Origin of the sequence: Bacillus sp. FDAARGOS_235, from assembly GCF_002073415.2 — a bacterium.
Taxonomy (GTDB): Bacteria; Bacillota; Bacilli; order Bacillales; family Bacillaceae_G; genus Bacillus_A; species Bacillus_A toyonensis.
The window spans coordinates 1,297,290-1,312,495 of the sequence record NZ_CP020437.2 but is presented as its reverse complement, the minus strand read 5'-3'; the positions used below and the strand labels follow the sequence as shown (position 1 = coordinate 1,312,495).

The following is a 15,206-nucleotide window of genomic DNA, read 5'->3' as shown; positions in this document are numbered from 1 at the left end:
TTTTCAGGACGTTATATAGGGTGTAAAAGCTTTTACAAAAAAATAAGGGGAATCGCTACATGAAATCAAATGAGAAAAATTTTATAAAAAGATTACAGCGGCAAAAAGAAGATGCCTTAGAATTTGTTGTTGATACATACTTACCACTCATAAAGGGGATCACGCATAAAGTTCTTCTTCCAGTTCAAAATGATGGATTGATGGAGGAATGCATAAATGATATATTTCTTTCCATTTGGAATAACGCAAATAAATTTCATGGAGAGCCGAGTGACTTTAAAAAATGGATTGCGGCAATTGCAAAGTTTAAAGCAATTGATTATTACCGAAAAGCGAATAAAAAAGTAGAAATCATTTCAGATGAGTTTCATATTAGTACCAAAAAATCGGCAGAAGACGAATTAATCGTTATGGAAGATAGGGAAGAATTATTGAATCTTATTAATCAATTGGAACCGTTAGATCAAAAAGTATTCATTATGAAATATCTTCTCGGTATGAAGACAGAAGAAATAGGAGACAAGTTAGGGTTAACTCGGGCAGCGATCGATAATCGCGTGTACCGTGGGAAAAAGAAACTACAACAAAATGCTACGAATATTAGTTTTGGAGGTAGTGCAATATGAAAGATATTTATGAACTATTAAATGATATTGATATAGATGAAAAAGAACTTGAGGAAATTGGGACTTCTGAAATTGAAAAAGAAAAAGTGAAGCGTAACTTAAAACAGTCGATACGTACGAAGAAAAAGATGAAAAGTTGGAAAAAAGGTGTTGCTGCAGCATCTATTTTAGTCGGCGTATCGGTTGCCATGCTTGGCATCGGATTTCCTACATACGCTGGAGGACTACCAATAGTAGGGGACATATTCCGATTTTTAGATAATGGTAGAACAGGGTTATATGAAAATTATAAAGCTGACGTAGAGAAGACGGCGGAGCTTCATAATAATTATAAACAATACGCTATAGTACTAAATATGATAAAAGAAAGCAATGGAATTAAGATAACGGTAAATGATGCGATTTTCGATGGGAAGACAGTATCAATAAACTACTCTATAGAAAGTAACAGAGATTTAGGCAAAAATCCAAGTACATTGGATTTTTTAACTATTAAAGGAGCAGGTGCCCAATCAGGAAGCAATGAAATTACTAAAGTCGCTGATAGAAAATATACAGGTTTAATAAAAACAAGCAGCGATCTAGTTAGTAGTAAAGAAACTACAGTGAACATTGAATGGAGTATAAAAAGTATAGACATTTTAGAAACAGAAGAAACGATAAAAGGGGATTGGAATTTTAATATTAATCTAAGAGGAATAGAAAATAAGGAGCAATTGATTAGAGGTAGTACAGAAAAAGATGGTGTAAAAGTAAATATGGAGAGAATGGAAATAACACCAATGTCGTTTATTTTATACTACAATCAAGAAGTATCTCAAGAAATAAGGGGTGTATGGGATGGAGTGGATATCGATTTAGAAGTGAGGGATGATTTAGGTAATCAGTATTCTGGGGAAGGAAATGGAGGCTCAGGTGAGAATTCTTATAATTTTAATTGGAGTAAAACATTCCAACAACTCAATGAGAATGCAACCAAGCTAATAATAACGCCTCACGTTAATTTAAGAATTCACACTCCTGAAAATTATGGTTCGGTAACAATAGTTGGAGGACAAGTAAAGGAGAGTTTCGTGTCTCGAAAACTGGGAGGCAATAAGGGTATTGTGTTAGATGATATTGTAATTGATTTAAAGAAATAAAAGAGAGACTGCCTAAAAACATTAGGCAGTCTCTTTTTCGTTAAAAACTAGTTATGAGTAAAGCATGCGGATGCTGCGTTTTATACTCATCTTTCCACGGAATGTTTAGTTGTTCCCACGATTCGCCGCTATCATTGGATTGAAAGACGCCATTGTTATTTAAAGTGTAAAACGTATGTGGTTCTGCTGGATTTGTCGCAAACATCGAAATGACTGTACCGATTGCAGACGGTAGTCCTTGCTGTACTTGCTCAAAAGGAGTATCTTTCGTTTTTCGATATATATAAGATTCATAAGGAATACGGTGATGAGCGAGATCGGCACTTGGCGCAGCAGAAACGAGAACAGTATCGCAATCAGCTGGATCGATAGCCATGCTGTATAAATAATGATGCTCAAGTCCTTCACTACATGAGATCCAGCTGTTTCCACTGTTATAACTTTCAAGATAGGCACGATCAGGTCCGCCCATAAATCCGTCACCACATGATGCATAAAGGCGATTGGGGGCTTCGGGGTGCATGAGTAATTGATGGGCGTCGATAGGAGCACCGAATTTTTTATCAATCCATGTATGCCCTTTATCGTTACTTTGAATAACAGCACCAGCTTCGATTGAAACGTGAATTGTATTTGGATTGTTTGGATCAACTGTGATCCAGCGTACGTGATGGGTAAAAGGTCTAGGCGGGAAAGCCCACGTATAAGAAGATAATAATGATTTCATATTTTTAAGTTCCGTCCACGTTTCACCACCGTTTTCTGAACGGAATAAAGCGCTCGGTTCAGTCCCTACATAAACGACTCCATATTCGTTAACTTGTTCATTAGGGCTTATCGTTATAGAAGTGATAGAGGAGTGTAAAATACCATCTTCTTTAGGGAAATCAAAGTAGCGATAGGAATCCCCAATTGGTCTCCACGAATCTCCGCCATCGTCGCTTAACCATAAACCTCGTCCAAATGTTCCGCAATATATACGATTTTGTTGGAACGGATCAACGGCAATACAGGTAGGTTGCATATTTTGCAAGTGACAAGTCGTTTCGTAGTTACCATCTTGTTCTTTCACTACAACAAGTTCACGCTCCATACAGAGAAATAAACGTTTCATTTTCGTAACCTCCTTAAAATTTCTTTCAATAGTAAACAATATGAAAATAAAAAAGAAGTAGTCTTGTTTTTATTTGAGAAAAAGGGATTGTTTAAAAAGTAGCGAAGTGTGTATACAGAGGAAGCGGGGTTTACGGGCGGTCAATTCGGGATAAAGATGGGGAGTTTGTTTCATACTAACATACAGGTATGGCACTTAAAGGAGTATAAGTATGGGACATTCACATGATCACGGGCATTCTAAAAATAAAAAGGCGTTACTACTTGCATTCTTACTAACAACAAGCTTTATGGTTGCTGAAGTTATTGGCGGATTTGTAACAAATAGTTTAGCACTATTATCTGACGCGGGGCATATGTTAAGTGATGCAGTATCCTTGGCTTTAAGTTTACTTGCGTTTAAGCTTGGAGAAAAAGTAGCGACGACTGCAAAAACATACGGGTATAAGCGCGTCGAAATGTTAGCGGCATTATGTAACGGTGTCGTTCTTATCGTCATTTCTATATACATTTTTATTGAAGCAATTCGTCGTTTTAAAGAACCAGTTGAGATTGCTAGTAATGGGATGCTCATTATTGCTGTACTTGGTTTGCTTATTAATATTTTATCAGCTTGGATATTAATGAGAGGCGGAGATGTGAAAGGTAATTTGAACTTAAGAAGTGCTTTCTTACACGTACTAGGTGATCTATTAGGGTCAGTTGGAGCGATTATTGCTGCGTTACTTATTAAATTTTTCGGATGGAATGTTGCAGACGCAATTGCTAGTATTCTTGTGTCTATTTTAGTCGTTATTAGTGGGTGGCGTGTAACACGTGATACAGTCCATATATTAATGGAAGGTGCACCGCAGCACATAGATATGGATGAGGTGAAAAATACATTATTAACGATTGCGATTGTAAAAGAAGTTCATGATTTGCACATATGGTCTGTCACATCGGATTTTCAAGTATTAACTTGCCACCTAATTATAAAAGGTAATGAAACGCAAAGTGTATTAAAAGAGGCTACGGATGTATTAAAGGAGAAGTTTCATGTAGAACATGTCACCATCCAAGTAGAAATGGAAGGTGAGTTTTATCATAGCGAGACAACTTGCAAAGTATGAAAGAAAAAGGATCAGAAAAAGTGTCATAACATTTTTCGCAGGGCATACATATATATAATGTGGCCACAAATACTTTGTAAGGTAAATATTTCATAAGATTACTTTACTTATTAAGAATCATCTTTTATAATCAAAAGTGGTAATTGATAAAGATTATCATTTTCAATGATCGTAGAAAGGAGTTTTTTAAAAGATGAGTAGTCAACTCCGTTTTGCTGTTGAAAATCGTAAGAGGCATTTAATTGATGAGTTAATTGGAGCAGGGGTGTTTAAGATTCGCGACAGACAATTATACGAGCTATCTTTAGAGGAATTGGAAAAAGAGTACGAAGATATTGAAGATTACGCGAATATTCAGGCATAGCATATAGATTAGTAAAGAGGGAGCTGGTTACACTTTTGTGTAACCAGCTTTTTTATTCTTTCATAGAAATCATTTTTTGTATTTCTTTCATGGGACGGAGCCAGTTTTGAGCCATCATTTGTTCCATTTGTTTTTCGTCCTGCTTTTGAAGTGCTTGAATGATAGAGTGATGTTCTTTAATAGATTGACTTGCAGGCACAAAGTTTTGGAAAAACAAATATTCAAGTCGTAAAACGTGAAGCTGCATATTTTCTAGAAAAGGTTCAATATATCGGTTTTTAGCAATAGAAGTAATTGTATTGTGAAATTGTATATCTAGTTTTAAAGCTTTTTTTGAATCTTTTTCATGTATAGATTGTTGAAAAGTATCATTTATCTCGGAAAGTAGTTTAATATCAGCATCTGTAACTTTTTGAAGTGCTTGTTTTCCTATAATTGAGTGAAGACCGGCCAGCGTCTCATAAATGATAGATACGTCTTCTAATTTAATAGGAGCAATTTTCGTTTTTTGACCGGGAATCATTTCTACTAGCCCAGAAAGCTCTAAAATTTGTAAAGCTTCTCTAACTGGTGTTCTGCTTACACCTAGTGCTTCCGCCAATTCCCCATCATTAATTTTTTCATCTGGTTGTAATACACCTTCTATAATCCAATCTTGTAGTTGGGTTAAAACGAGTGACTTTGCGGAAACTCTTCCAGGTTTTTTATAATTTTGAGGGACAGGCATAAATAATTCAATCCTTTCATTGTATGTTTTGTTTTTTTCTACTCATAAGTTTTAGCTTCGGTTTTCCTTCATCCGGCTTTTGGCTTAATATAAGCACCATTACAATGACACAAAAAGCACCTAATAACTGAAAAGATTGAAACGGTACGTGCAAAATAAGTACGGAAGAAATAATAGCTGCGAGCGGCTCTGTACAACCAAATAACGTTGTTTCTTTCGGCGTAAGGTATCTTATACTATCTAAGTACAAATAAAATGCTATGAGTGTCCCGAAAATGACTACAAATGTAATGAGCGGGAGGGTACTTAGTTTTACATACTTTATAGTGGATAATAAAATGAATTCGTTTGTGGAAACAAAGTGTAAAATCGTTACACCAATACCCCCAATAATCATACCCCAGCCAACGATAACAGATGAAGACCACTTTTCTAACAATTTTTTTGAATACAAACTATAAAATGCAAGAGATAGTCCAGATAAAATGCCCCAAATGATAGCTGGTGTAGATACAGCTAAGTTATGCATAGACCCGTTTGTTAATAAGAGAAAAGTCCCTACTAATGAGAGTGTAATTGAAATATAATCAATTTTTGATGGACGAACGTTCCATTTGAAAAGTAAGTATACAGTGATAAATATAGGGGCTAAATATTGTAACAAAGTTGCAACAGCAGCGTTTCCTTCTTTAATAGAGGCGAAGTACGTATACTGTACAGCAAGCATGCCGAAAAGACCGAACAAAATCATTTTACTAGCGTCGGATTTTTGCTTCCAGATGGCAAAAATCTCTTTTTTTCTCGTTCCGAATGATGAAATAATGAGTAGAATAACCCCAGATATAAGCAAACGGATCGTAACTAACCATTCGGTTGAAACATTTTCATATTGAAAAAGTTGTTGCGCAGCTGTTCCGGACAAGCCCCATAAACAAGCACCGATTATGACCATTATAATTCCTTTTAATCGATTTGGATCCATAAGACATATAATCCTCCTTCCAAAAATATATATTGGATACAATATGCAATATATCACAAAAAAGAGCATCAATAAACTGAAACTTCTAATTAGATGAAAAGTTATTAATAATGGAGACGAATTTTTTTTGTACGTGGTAAAATATTGTAGAGAGGGTGGTATTGAAATGCTAGCAGGATTTTTGGTTTGTTTATTTGTTGGATTACTTATCATTTTTTTAGGGTATCAAATACATGTGAAAAAGAGATTGTTTTTGCTGGCAGGATATCAAGAAGAAACGTTTGTTGGAGATAAAAATAAATTAGCGAAGCTTTCAGGAGTATTTTCCTATATAGTCGGAGTTGCTACTATACTATTACCGTTTGGCTTAGAAAAAATAGGTGATGTAGTTGGTGTCGTATATGCTACCTTAATTGTTTTCGGTACAATGGTGTTTCTTATGAAAGCAAATATGTTAAATAAGAGTACTACAAAGTGAAAAAAGGCTCCATGCTACGGAAGCCTTTTTTCACTTTGTTATGAAGTATAAGTAAAAGCTGGAATAGGATCAACAAAGTTATTCCAATCTTGTTTCATTTCTTTTTCTGTTAATAGACAACTATCTAATGATTGTTCAATTAAAGAACGATCCATGTCAATTCCGATAAATACGAGTTCAGTTATTCGATCTCCATATTGTTCATCCCAGTTTTTCAATACTTCTGGTTCTTCTGTAATGATTTGATTTTTTTCCGCCTCAGGTAATGCCGCTATCCATTCACCAGCACCTTGAATTGTAATAGAGGAACCAGCTTGTGATAGAAGCCCTATCATAGTATTACGAGAGGCGAGCCAGAAAAATCCTTTCGCTCTTACAACATCTAATGGCCATTTTTCTAGCCAATTCATAAAGCGTTCAGGATGAAAAGGATATTTACGACGGTACACAAAGGAATGAATACCGTATTCTTCCGTTTCAGGTGTATGATGGTCACTATTTAATTCTTGCATCCAGCCAGCCGATTGACTGGCCTCTTCATAATTAAATAAATTTGTGTTTAAAACTTCTTGCAATGGTACTTTGCTAAATGAAGATTCAATAACCTTGGCGCTAGGATTTAATTTCTTTAGTAAATGATGGAGTTCTATCACATCTTCTTTTTCTAGTAGGTCTATCTTATTAAGAATAATTACATTTGCAAACTCAATTTGATCTATTAATAAATCAATAACTTCCCGAGTATCAGTTTCATCGATTGCCTGTTTTCGGTCTAGCAAACTTTCTCCATCTGCAAAATCATCCCAAAATCTATGTGCATCTACAACTGTAACCATCGTATCGAGGTGACAATTTTTCGTTAAATCAATGTTAAGAACTTCATCTGTATAAGTAAAGGTTTGGGCAACTGGAATAGGCTCACTTATACCAGAAGATTCAATAACTATATAGTCAATATCACCATTTTCAACAAGACGATTCACTTCTATCATTAAATCTTCTCGTAGTGTACAACAAATACAACCATTTTGAATTTCTACTAGTTTTTCCTCTGTGCGTGAAAAACCACCTTTTTTTATAAGGGACGCATCAATGTTTACTTCGCTCATATCATTAACGATAACAGCTACTTTTAAGTTGTTCTTATTAGTCAAAATGTGATGTAGTAAGGTAGTTTTTCCAGATCCTAAAAAACCACTTAATACAGTGATAGGTACTTTTTTCATGAAATAATCTCTCCTTCAAATCGTAATCATTACGTTTTATAATAAATGATGGGAAAGGAAAAATCAATAATAAATCATAATGATTACGATTTAAGGTTGGGATATACCATAAAAATTGTGCTGTATTAGGAATCATTTTGACAATCATCCGGCTTAAAGTGAAGGCGAGACAATGAATCTTTAATTGAATTTCAAAAGAATAAATTCTGCATATTTTTATGAAATATAATCATAATCGCAATGAAAAAAAAATAAAGATAAGAGTAATTTGGTTTGTTAAAAATATGTGTATAAGGAGATATGCAATGAACTGGGTTACTCATAAACCATCGTTTGACTTTGAAAAATTTAGTCCTATTATTCGGTCACAATCTGCGTGGAGTGGGCATTTAAATTTCGCATATGACTTAGTACGATTTGAAAAACCAGCAACTTTAGTTGAGTTAGGTACACATCTAGGTGCTTCCTTCTTCAGTTTTTGTCAGGGAGTAAAAGATGGTGGGTTAACTACAAAATGTTTTGCTGTAGATACCTGGGCTGGAGATGGGCATACAGGTCCATATGGAGAAGGGGTTTTTCAAATAGTAGAAAAAGTTGTGAGCGCTAACTACCTTAATATAGGAAAATTAATTCGGTCTACTTTTGATGATGCTATAGATCAGTTTCAAGATGAAACGATAAATCTTTTGCATATTGATGGCTATCATACGTATGAAGCTGTTTCTCATGATTATAAAACGTGGTTACCTAAAGTTTCCAAAAACGGTATTGTATTATTTCATGATATTGAAGTGAGAAGTGGTGATTTTGGCGTGTATAAGTTTTGGGATGAGATCAAGGCGAAGCACCCTCATTTTCAGTTTGGACATTCATACGGACTCGGAGTATTATTTCCAAAAGGGTGTAGTGATAAGTTTTCGGAGATACTTAAAAATAAAGAAGAAATACAAAATTTGTATAAATAAAAGTGGAGCATGCATCATTTTAATGATGTGTGCTTTTTTTGGGAGAAAAATGGTAGTCCTTAAAAGGTGAAGATAATAGTAAAAAATCTTATTGTGGCAAATATTAAAAAAGTTATTCTTAGATTATTCTATCTAAATAAAAATGTAACATTTTTTATATTTTCCATTGCGAAAAGTAACATCTACTTTTACAATAGAAAAGGTGTCCAATATATTATACTGGAAAAATAAATCGAAATAATATGAAAATTTTGTTTTGTCTTCGCTAATTGTATACTACATACATGTAAGACGACATACATCATGTTATCGACTTGTAAGGAGAGAAAAAAATGAAAAGTGTAAGATTACCATCGATACCAGAAATTATCGTTCTTTTAATGCTATTTCTTGCTGTCGTCTTTTCCTTCCAAACGATTTTTGATCTCCCAATTCAATTAGCGCTGTTTATTTCATGGTTTTTAGTTATTGCGCTTGGATTAAGGTTAGGATTTCGTTATCAAGAATTGCAAGATGCAATTACAAAAGGAATTTCTAATGGATTAGAAGCTATTCTTATTTTAGTTGCAGTAGGGGCTTTAATTGGAACATGGATTGCTGGTGGGGTTGTACCAACATTAATTTATTATGGATTAGAATTTATCCACCCAAGCATATTCTTACTGGCAACTTTAATTATTTGTTCTATAACTTCTATTGCGACCGGAACATCATGGGGAACAGTTGGAACAGCTGGTATAGCTATGATGGCGATTGGTGAAGGGCTTGGATTACCACTGCCGCTTGTTGCTGGTGCAGTTCTTTCGGGAGCTTATTTCGGAGATAAATTATCACCACTTTCTGATAGTACAGTTCTTGCAGCTTCTATGGCCAAAGTAGATGTTATTGCTCACGTTCGAGCTATGCTTGTATTAGACGTTCCAGCGTATATTATTACTAGTATTATGTTTACTGTAGCTGGCTGGATGTACGGCGGGGATAATGTAGATTTGAACCGAGTAGAGTTTTTAAAAGAAGCTTTATTAAAGCAATTTGATATTAAAATATGGATGCTTGTTCCAGCGGTCATTGTTATCGTTCTATTAGCAATGAAGAAACCGTCGATGCCAACAATTGCAATGGGAGCTTTAATCGGTGCAATTTGGGCAACTCTTTTCCAAGGGATGAACTTTGGGGAGGCAATTGGAACAGCCTATAATGGATTCTCAATTCAATCTGGTGTTGAGTTTGTCGATAAGTTATTAAACCGTGGTGGAATTAACGGTATGCTTGGCTCAGTAGCCGTTATTATATTTGGCTTAGGTTTTGGTGGATTACTTGAAAAGCTAGGTGTTCTTAAAGTAATCGTATCGAAATTTGAGAAGAAATTAAATTCTGCAGGTAATGTAACGTTGTCTACATTAATCGTTGCATTTTTAGCGAACGTATTTGGTTGTGCGATGTACGTATCACTTATTTTAACGCCGAAAATTATGGAAGATAGCTATGATAAACTAAAAATAGACCGTCGTGTATTAGCACGTAACTCAGAAGTAGGTGGAACGTTAACTTCAGGTATGGTTCCATGGTCGGATAATGGTATTTTTATGGCTGGTATTTTAGGGGTAGCAACGTTATCATATATTCCATTTATGTGGTTAAGTTTTGTATCGTTAATTTTAGCAGTTATTTACGGATATACAGGCAAGTTCATTTGGTATGTAGATGATGCGGATAAAGGAAAGCAAGCATCATAAATGAAAAATCACCTTCTACACATTGTAGAAGGTGATTTTTTTATTTTGTATTTTGAGCTATTGAGGTTATTTCATGCTCATATTTAGTGATTTTTTGTTGTATCTTTTTTAAGTTCTTTTCAGTATCTTGAATGTGCTGTAAAACATTTATCTTTTGTTGTTTCATTAATTCTAATCGTTGAAGGATAGTAGATTCTCCATCCATGGACCAGTCAATAAATTGTTTTATTTTTTGAATAGGCATACCAGTTTCTTTTAAACATAAAATCATCTCTAAATATTTGAGTGCTTCTTCGTTAAAAACTCGATCTCCTTTTTCATTTCTTTGAAGAAAAGGGAACAGTCCTTGTCGATCGTAATAATGTATTTGAGAAATAGTTAAGTGGTGCATTTTGGCGACTTGACCAATTGTATAATACATGCGATTCATCCTCTTGTTACCAGGGTATAATTCCGTTTTTATTTAATATTTTACCATTATAGTTTGTTGCACTTAATGCATATTTAATAATAATCTTAGCACTTTCATTGGTTGTATGGCCACCAGGTGCATTTCCATTAAGGTCGGTAGTTGTAAAACCAGGTGTTACCCCGAAAACTGCTGGACCGTTAGTACCAAATTCTTTGCTAAAAGCTAATGTTAAAGCGTTAATAGCTGTTTTTGAAGAATTATATCCTAAAGCATTAATTGGATGTGTTTCACCATTAGCGAACATTGTTTGTGAAGCCATGTCAGTTGTTACATTTATTATTTTGCTGTTGTTTGACTTCTTTAATGATGGTAAAAAGGCTTGCATCATTTGGAAAGTTCCAAAAAAGTTAATTTCAAATCCTTGACGTAAAGTTTCAATATTTAATTTGCTAGGTAGCGTATTGAAGTCTAGTGCTATACCTGCGTTATTGATTAGTAAATCTAAGTGATCAGTCGTTTCATACATTTTTTTCATTGCTTTTTGAATGGATTGTGAATTTGAAATATCTACTTGAACATAAGAAACGTTGGAAATATTTAAAGATTTCACAGCTTCTTGACCAAGTTGTTCATTGCGAGCACCTAAAAATACGTGATAGCCTTTCTCTGCTAATTGGCGAACGAGTTCATATCCAATTCCTTTATTTGCACCTGTTACAAAAGCGTATTTTTTCATATTGAATTCCTCCAGTATCTTTTTAGTAGGTCACAATGGAAAGGATACAGCCTAAACTTAAGTTTAGGTCAAGAGGAATTTTAAAAAATAAATATCAAATATTTATATATACGAGTGAGAATCCTTATCATTTGAAGGGAAGTCTGTTAATATAAGAAATGTAGGTATTAAATTTTCAAGGGGATGAAAAAATGGAGTACAGAATTGAAAGAGACACATTAGGAGAAATAAAAGTTCCGGCTGATAAATTATGGGCAGCGCAAACACAAAGAAGTAAAGAGAACTTCCCAATTGGAACAGAGCAAATGCCGCTTGAAATTGTAAAAGCATTTGCGATTTTAAAGAAAAGTGCGGCCCTTAGCAATCAAAAACTAGGGAAGTTATCAGAAGAGAAAGCAAAAGCAATTGTGGAAGCTGCTGATGAAGTGATTGAAGGGAAATGGAATGAGCATTTTCCACTTGTCGTATGGCAAACGGGTAGTGGTACACAATCTAACATGAATGTGAATGAAGTAATTGCAAACCGCGGGAATCAAATTTTGAAAGAAAAGGGATCTGACGTACATATTCATCCGAATGATGATGTGAACATGTCTCAAAGTTCAAACGATACATTTCCAACAGCGCTTCATGTAGCATGTGTAATTGCGGTAGAAAATCACGTATTACCAGCAATTACGAAGTTAAAAGAAACTTTAGCAGAGAAAGCAACTGCATTTGAACATATTATAAAAATCGGTCGTACACATTTACAAGATGCAACACCGTTAACTTTGGGACAAGAAATTAGTGGATGGCACCGTATGCTTGAAAAAACTGAGCGTATGATTGCTGAGAGCAATACATATATGAAAGAGTTAGCAATTGGTGGTACTGCAGTTGGAACGGGTATTAATGCTCATCCTAAATTTGGTGATATGGTATCTGAGGAAATTAGCCAATTTACAGGTAAGAACTTTATTTCTGCACCAAATAAGTTCCATGCATTAACGAGCCATGATGAAGTTGTATATACTCATGGTGCATTAAAGGCATTAGCGGCTGATTTAATGAAGATTGCTAACGATGTACGTTGGCTTGCAAGTGGTCCACGTAGTGGTCTTGGAGAAATTATTATTCCAGCAAATGAGCCAGGAAGCTCGATTATGCCAGGTAAAGTAAACCCAACACAAAGTGAGGCGTTAACAATGGTTGTGGCGCAAGTGATGGGAAATGATACAACAATCGGATTTGCTGCGAGCCAAGGGAATTTTGAGTTAAACGTATTTAAACCAGTTATTGCTTATAACTTCTTACAATCAGCGCACTTATTAGCGGATGCAATTGTTTCGTTTAATGATAATTGTGCAGTTGGTATTGAAGCGGATGAAGAAGTAATTAACGAAAACGTGAATCGTTCATTAATGCTTGTTACAGCATTAAACCCTCATATTGGGTATGAAAATGCAGCGAAAATTGCAAAACATGCTCATAAAGATGGTTTAACTTTAAAAGAGGCAGCATTGCAATCGGGATTATTAACAGAAGAGCAATTTGACGAAATTGTAGATCCGAAAAAAATGATCGCTCCAAAAGAATAATAGAAGAAGCCCAGATTCGAAATTTCGAATCTGGGCTTCTTTCTCACATATAAATTTTAATCCCTTTTTATGTTTTCTTCAACTGCACAACTGTAAGTTCTGAAATATTATTTGGTAGTGGTCGAATGGATTACTTTTATATGTGGGCAGTTCTCTTTTAAGAGTGAAATGAATTTTTCTTCGTCTTGTGGTACGAAAGTTTTCACGGAATCAAATAAATTGTAATCAATTTCTAATTGCTGTCGAGTCCATTTTTCTGAACGGAGTTTTTTTCCAGAGTATTTAATGTGACGAATGTCTTCAAATGGAATTTCAGTGCGCAGTATGAACCCGTGTTTTACAACAATTGATGATTTCGTTATATTATAGTGTGAAAAATAGAATGAAGAAAGATTCACGATATTTAACAGCATCATAAGAGTAAAAAAAATAGAATTTTCATTTTGGAAGAATAGTGAAATGAAAAAAAAAATTATAAATAATATAATGAAAATGACGTGAAATGGATTTTTTTTTGCTTTAAATTTCAAGTAAGTCACCTCGATAAAAGTGTTCTTTAAATAAATTAAATCACAATATCTTAATGAATCGCAAAAATATGCAAGATTGCATATTTTTGGGGTTTGTTATTCGTGTAAAATTTTTTGATAGGATAAATGTAAATAAAGTTTTTTTATAGTGGAGTGGCATGAAGTGGCTTATAAGAATAGAAATGTAGCGCTAGTCATATTTAGTTGTATAATGATTATGAGTGGCTGTTCAAATAAAATGGTTGAGGATGGAAACCGAAAACATGTATTTATAGAGACAAGTAAAGTTTTAGTAGAGGTTGTTTACAAAAAATATAAAAGATGAAAGGGTGCTTCCATAAAAGGAAGCGCCTTTTTTGTAGTTAAAATGGAATATTTGATAGGGGGTAAATAGAGGGTTTGTTTCATTTCGGATATCACTTTAATTAAGTTATTACAGTTTCTCCATGGAATAATAATTTCATTATAGTTAGCGGTTATTTGAGAAATTTATAGATGATTTTATAAAAGTTTGCAAAATAGGTAAACGAAACATTGAAATGTCTGATTTCTGTATGTTAAGATGATGAAGTGATAATAAACGTAATTGTAATTTGTTTGTTTTTAAATAAACATTTTGAAGGAGTGTTTAGTGTGAACGATATTTCAGAGAAGTTTTGGGATGCGTCGGTAGAGGAATTGAAAAAAGGGTATGTGTTTGATGAGGAAGCAGAGGAGTATATTTGTTTAGCATGTGGAGAAGCGTTTATTAAAGGAGTTATTTATCAACATAATCAAGTTTTGTATGAAGCAGAGAAGTTTGTCCAATTGCATATGCATAGTGAGCATACGTCTATGTTTGATTATTTATTAAATCTTGATAAGAAGTTTACTGGTTTAACCGATTTACAAAAGAAGATGGTTCAGTTTTTCCATATGGGACTGAATGATAAAGAAATTGTAAAAGAGATGGACGGCGGTAGCACATCGACGATTCGTAATCATCGTTTTACATTGCGAGAGAAGATGAAGCAAGCAAAAGTATTTTTAGCGTTAATGGAATTATCAGAAGAAAAATCGAAGGTACAAACGAAATTTGTACCAATTCATAGAACAGCAACGATGGTGGATGATCGATATAATATTACGGAAGAAGAAAATGATGAAGTATTAAAAACTCATTTTATAGATGGATTAGATGGGCCGCTTTCTAAATTTCCGAAGAAGCAAAAGCGTAAATTAATTATATTACGTCACTTAGTGAAAAAGTTTGATAGTAATCAAAAGTATTCCGAAAAAGAAGTGAATACAATTTTAGAAAATGTATATCCAGATTTCGTGACTTTAAGAAGATATTTAATTGAATATGGATTTTTAGATAGAACAGTAGATGGAAGTCAATATTGGGTGAAGTTATAATAATGCGGAAAGAAAATGAATAGAAGCAAATCATTATAACAACTATACAAAGAGATAGAGATGGAAAAAAGATTTTTAA

16 protein-coding genes are annotated in these 15,206 nt (G+C 34.1%); 9 read left to right on the top strand and 7 right to left on the bottom strand.

The window, feature by feature from the left end:
• Positions 1–59: 59 nt before the first annotated feature.
• The gene (locus A6J74_RS08300) at positions 60–626 is read left to right on the top strand and encodes a sigma-70 family RNA polymerase sigma factor (RefSeq protein ID WP_000840025.1); all 567 of its coding nucleotides are present in this window, start codon (positions 60–62) and stop codon (positions 624–626) included.
• On the top strand, positions 623–1,768 hold the full coding sequence (locus A6J74_RS08295; protein ID WP_000653165.1) for a DUF4179 domain-containing protein: 1,146 nt from the start codon (positions 623–625) through the stop codon (positions 1,766–1,768). Before A6J74_RS08300 ends, A6J74_RS08295 begins: the two co-directional genes overlap by 4 nt.
• A gap of 40 nt (positions 1,769–1,808) precedes the next feature.
• On the opposite strand, the gene A6J74_RS08290 is transcribed toward A6J74_RS08295, so the two are convergent.
• A complete protein-coding gene (locus A6J74_RS08290) occupies positions 1,809–2,882 on the bottom strand; it encodes a WD40/YVTN/BNR-like repeat-containing protein (RefSeq protein WP_000825308.1) in 1,074 nt (357 codons plus the stop codon).
• A 211-nt stretch (positions 2,883–3,093) separates the two neighbouring features.
• On the opposite strand from A6J74_RS08290, the gene A6J74_RS08285 reads away from it, so the two are divergent.
• Positions 3,094–3,993, top strand: a complete 900-nt coding sequence (locus tag A6J74_RS08285) for a cation diffusion facilitator family transporter (protein ID WP_000510056.1) — start codon at positions 3,094–3,096, stop codon at positions 3,991–3,993.
• 193 nt (positions 3,994–4,186) lie between these two features.
• Positions 4,187–4,357, top strand: a complete 171-nt coding sequence (gene fbpA / locus A6J74_RS08280; RefSeq protein WP_000098300.1) for a Fur-regulated basic protein FbpA — start codon at positions 4,187–4,189, stop codon at positions 4,355–4,357.
• Between the two features lie 52 nt (positions 4,358–4,409).
• Here fbpA and A6J74_RS08275 read toward each other — a convergent pair whose 3' ends face one another.
• Positions 4,410–5,084, bottom strand: a complete 675-nt coding sequence (locus A6J74_RS08275; RefSeq protein ID WP_001145066.1) for a GntR family transcriptional regulator — start codon at positions 5,082–5,084, stop codon at positions 4,410–4,412.
• Positions 5,085–5,100: 16 nt separating this feature from the next.
• Entirely contained in the window at positions 5,101–6,066 is a 966-nt protein-coding gene (locus A6J74_RS08270) for a DMT family transporter (RefSeq protein ID WP_000371442.1), read from the bottom strand.
• 166 nt (positions 6,067–6,232) lie between these two features.
• Between A6J74_RS08270 and A6J74_RS08265 the strand changes: the two genes are divergently transcribed.
• Positions 6,233–6,544 carry a DUF3784 domain-containing protein gene (locus A6J74_RS08265; protein WP_000879380.1) on the top strand — a complete coding sequence of 104 codons (312 nt, stop codon included), beginning with the start codon at positions 6,233–6,235 and terminating at the stop codon, positions 6,542–6,544.
• Positions 6,545–6,582: 38 nt separating this feature from the next.
• On the opposite strand, the gene A6J74_RS08260 is transcribed toward A6J74_RS08265, so the two are convergent.
• The gene (locus A6J74_RS08260; protein WP_000757683.1) at positions 6,583–7,770 is read right to left on the bottom strand and encodes a GTP-binding protein; all 1,188 of its coding nucleotides are present in this window, start codon (positions 7,768–7,770) and stop codon (positions 6,583–6,585) included.
• Positions 7,771–8,075: 305 nt separating this feature from the next.
• Here A6J74_RS08260 and A6J74_RS08255 point away from each other — a divergent pair, with 305 nt between their 5' ends.
• A complete protein-coding gene (locus tag A6J74_RS08255; protein WP_001104663.1) occupies positions 8,076–8,735 on the top strand; it encodes a class I SAM-dependent methyltransferase in 660 nt (219 codons plus the stop codon).
• A gap of 332 nt (positions 8,736–9,067) precedes the next feature.
• The gene (gene nhaC / locus A6J74_RS08250; RefSeq protein ID WP_000843971.1) at positions 9,068–10,471 is read left to right on the top strand and encodes a Na+/H+ antiporter NhaC; all 1,404 of its coding nucleotides are present in this window, start codon (positions 9,068–9,070) and stop codon (positions 10,469–10,471) included.
• Positions 10,472–10,511: 40 nt separating this feature from the next.
• On the opposite strand, the gene A6J74_RS08245 is transcribed toward nhaC, so the two are convergent.
• Both A6J74_RS08245 and A6J74_RS08240 read right to left on the bottom strand, forming a co-directional pair.
• Positions 10,512–10,892 (bottom strand): MerR family transcriptional regulator, encoded by a 381-nt coding sequence (locus A6J74_RS08245; protein ID WP_000291852.1) that lies wholly within the window; start codon positions 10,890–10,892, stop codon positions 10,512–10,514.
• Positions 10,893–10,908: 16 nt separating this feature from the next.
• Positions 10,909–11,619: an SDR family NAD(P)-dependent oxidoreductase gene (locus A6J74_RS08240; RefSeq protein WP_000759568.1), complete on the bottom strand. Its 711-nt coding sequence runs from the start codon at positions 11,617–11,619 to the stop codon at positions 10,909–10,911.
• A 191-nt stretch (positions 11,620–11,810) separates the two neighbouring features.
• Here A6J74_RS08240 and fumC point away from each other — a divergent pair, with 191 nt between their 5' ends.
• Entirely contained in the window at positions 11,811–13,199 is a 1,389-nt protein-coding gene (gene fumC, locus A6J74_RS08235) for a class II fumarate hydratase (protein WP_000456622.1), read from the top strand.
• A gap of 107 nt (positions 13,200–13,306) precedes the next feature.
• On the opposite strand, the gene A6J74_RS08230 is transcribed toward fumC, so the two are convergent.
• On the bottom strand, positions 13,307–13,729 hold the full coding sequence (locus A6J74_RS08230; RefSeq protein ID WP_000669051.1) for a PH domain-containing protein: 423 nt from the start codon (positions 13,727–13,729) through the stop codon (positions 13,307–13,309).
• Positions 13,730–14,362: 633 nt separating this feature from the next.
• Between A6J74_RS08230 and A6J74_RS08225 the strand changes: the two genes are divergently transcribed.
• Positions 14,363–15,127 (top strand): DUF2087 domain-containing protein, encoded by a 765-nt coding sequence (locus A6J74_RS08225; RefSeq protein ID WP_000997951.1) that lies wholly within the window; start codon positions 14,363–14,365, stop codon positions 15,125–15,127.
• The last annotated feature ends 79 nt before the right edge of the window (positions 15,128–15,206 follow it).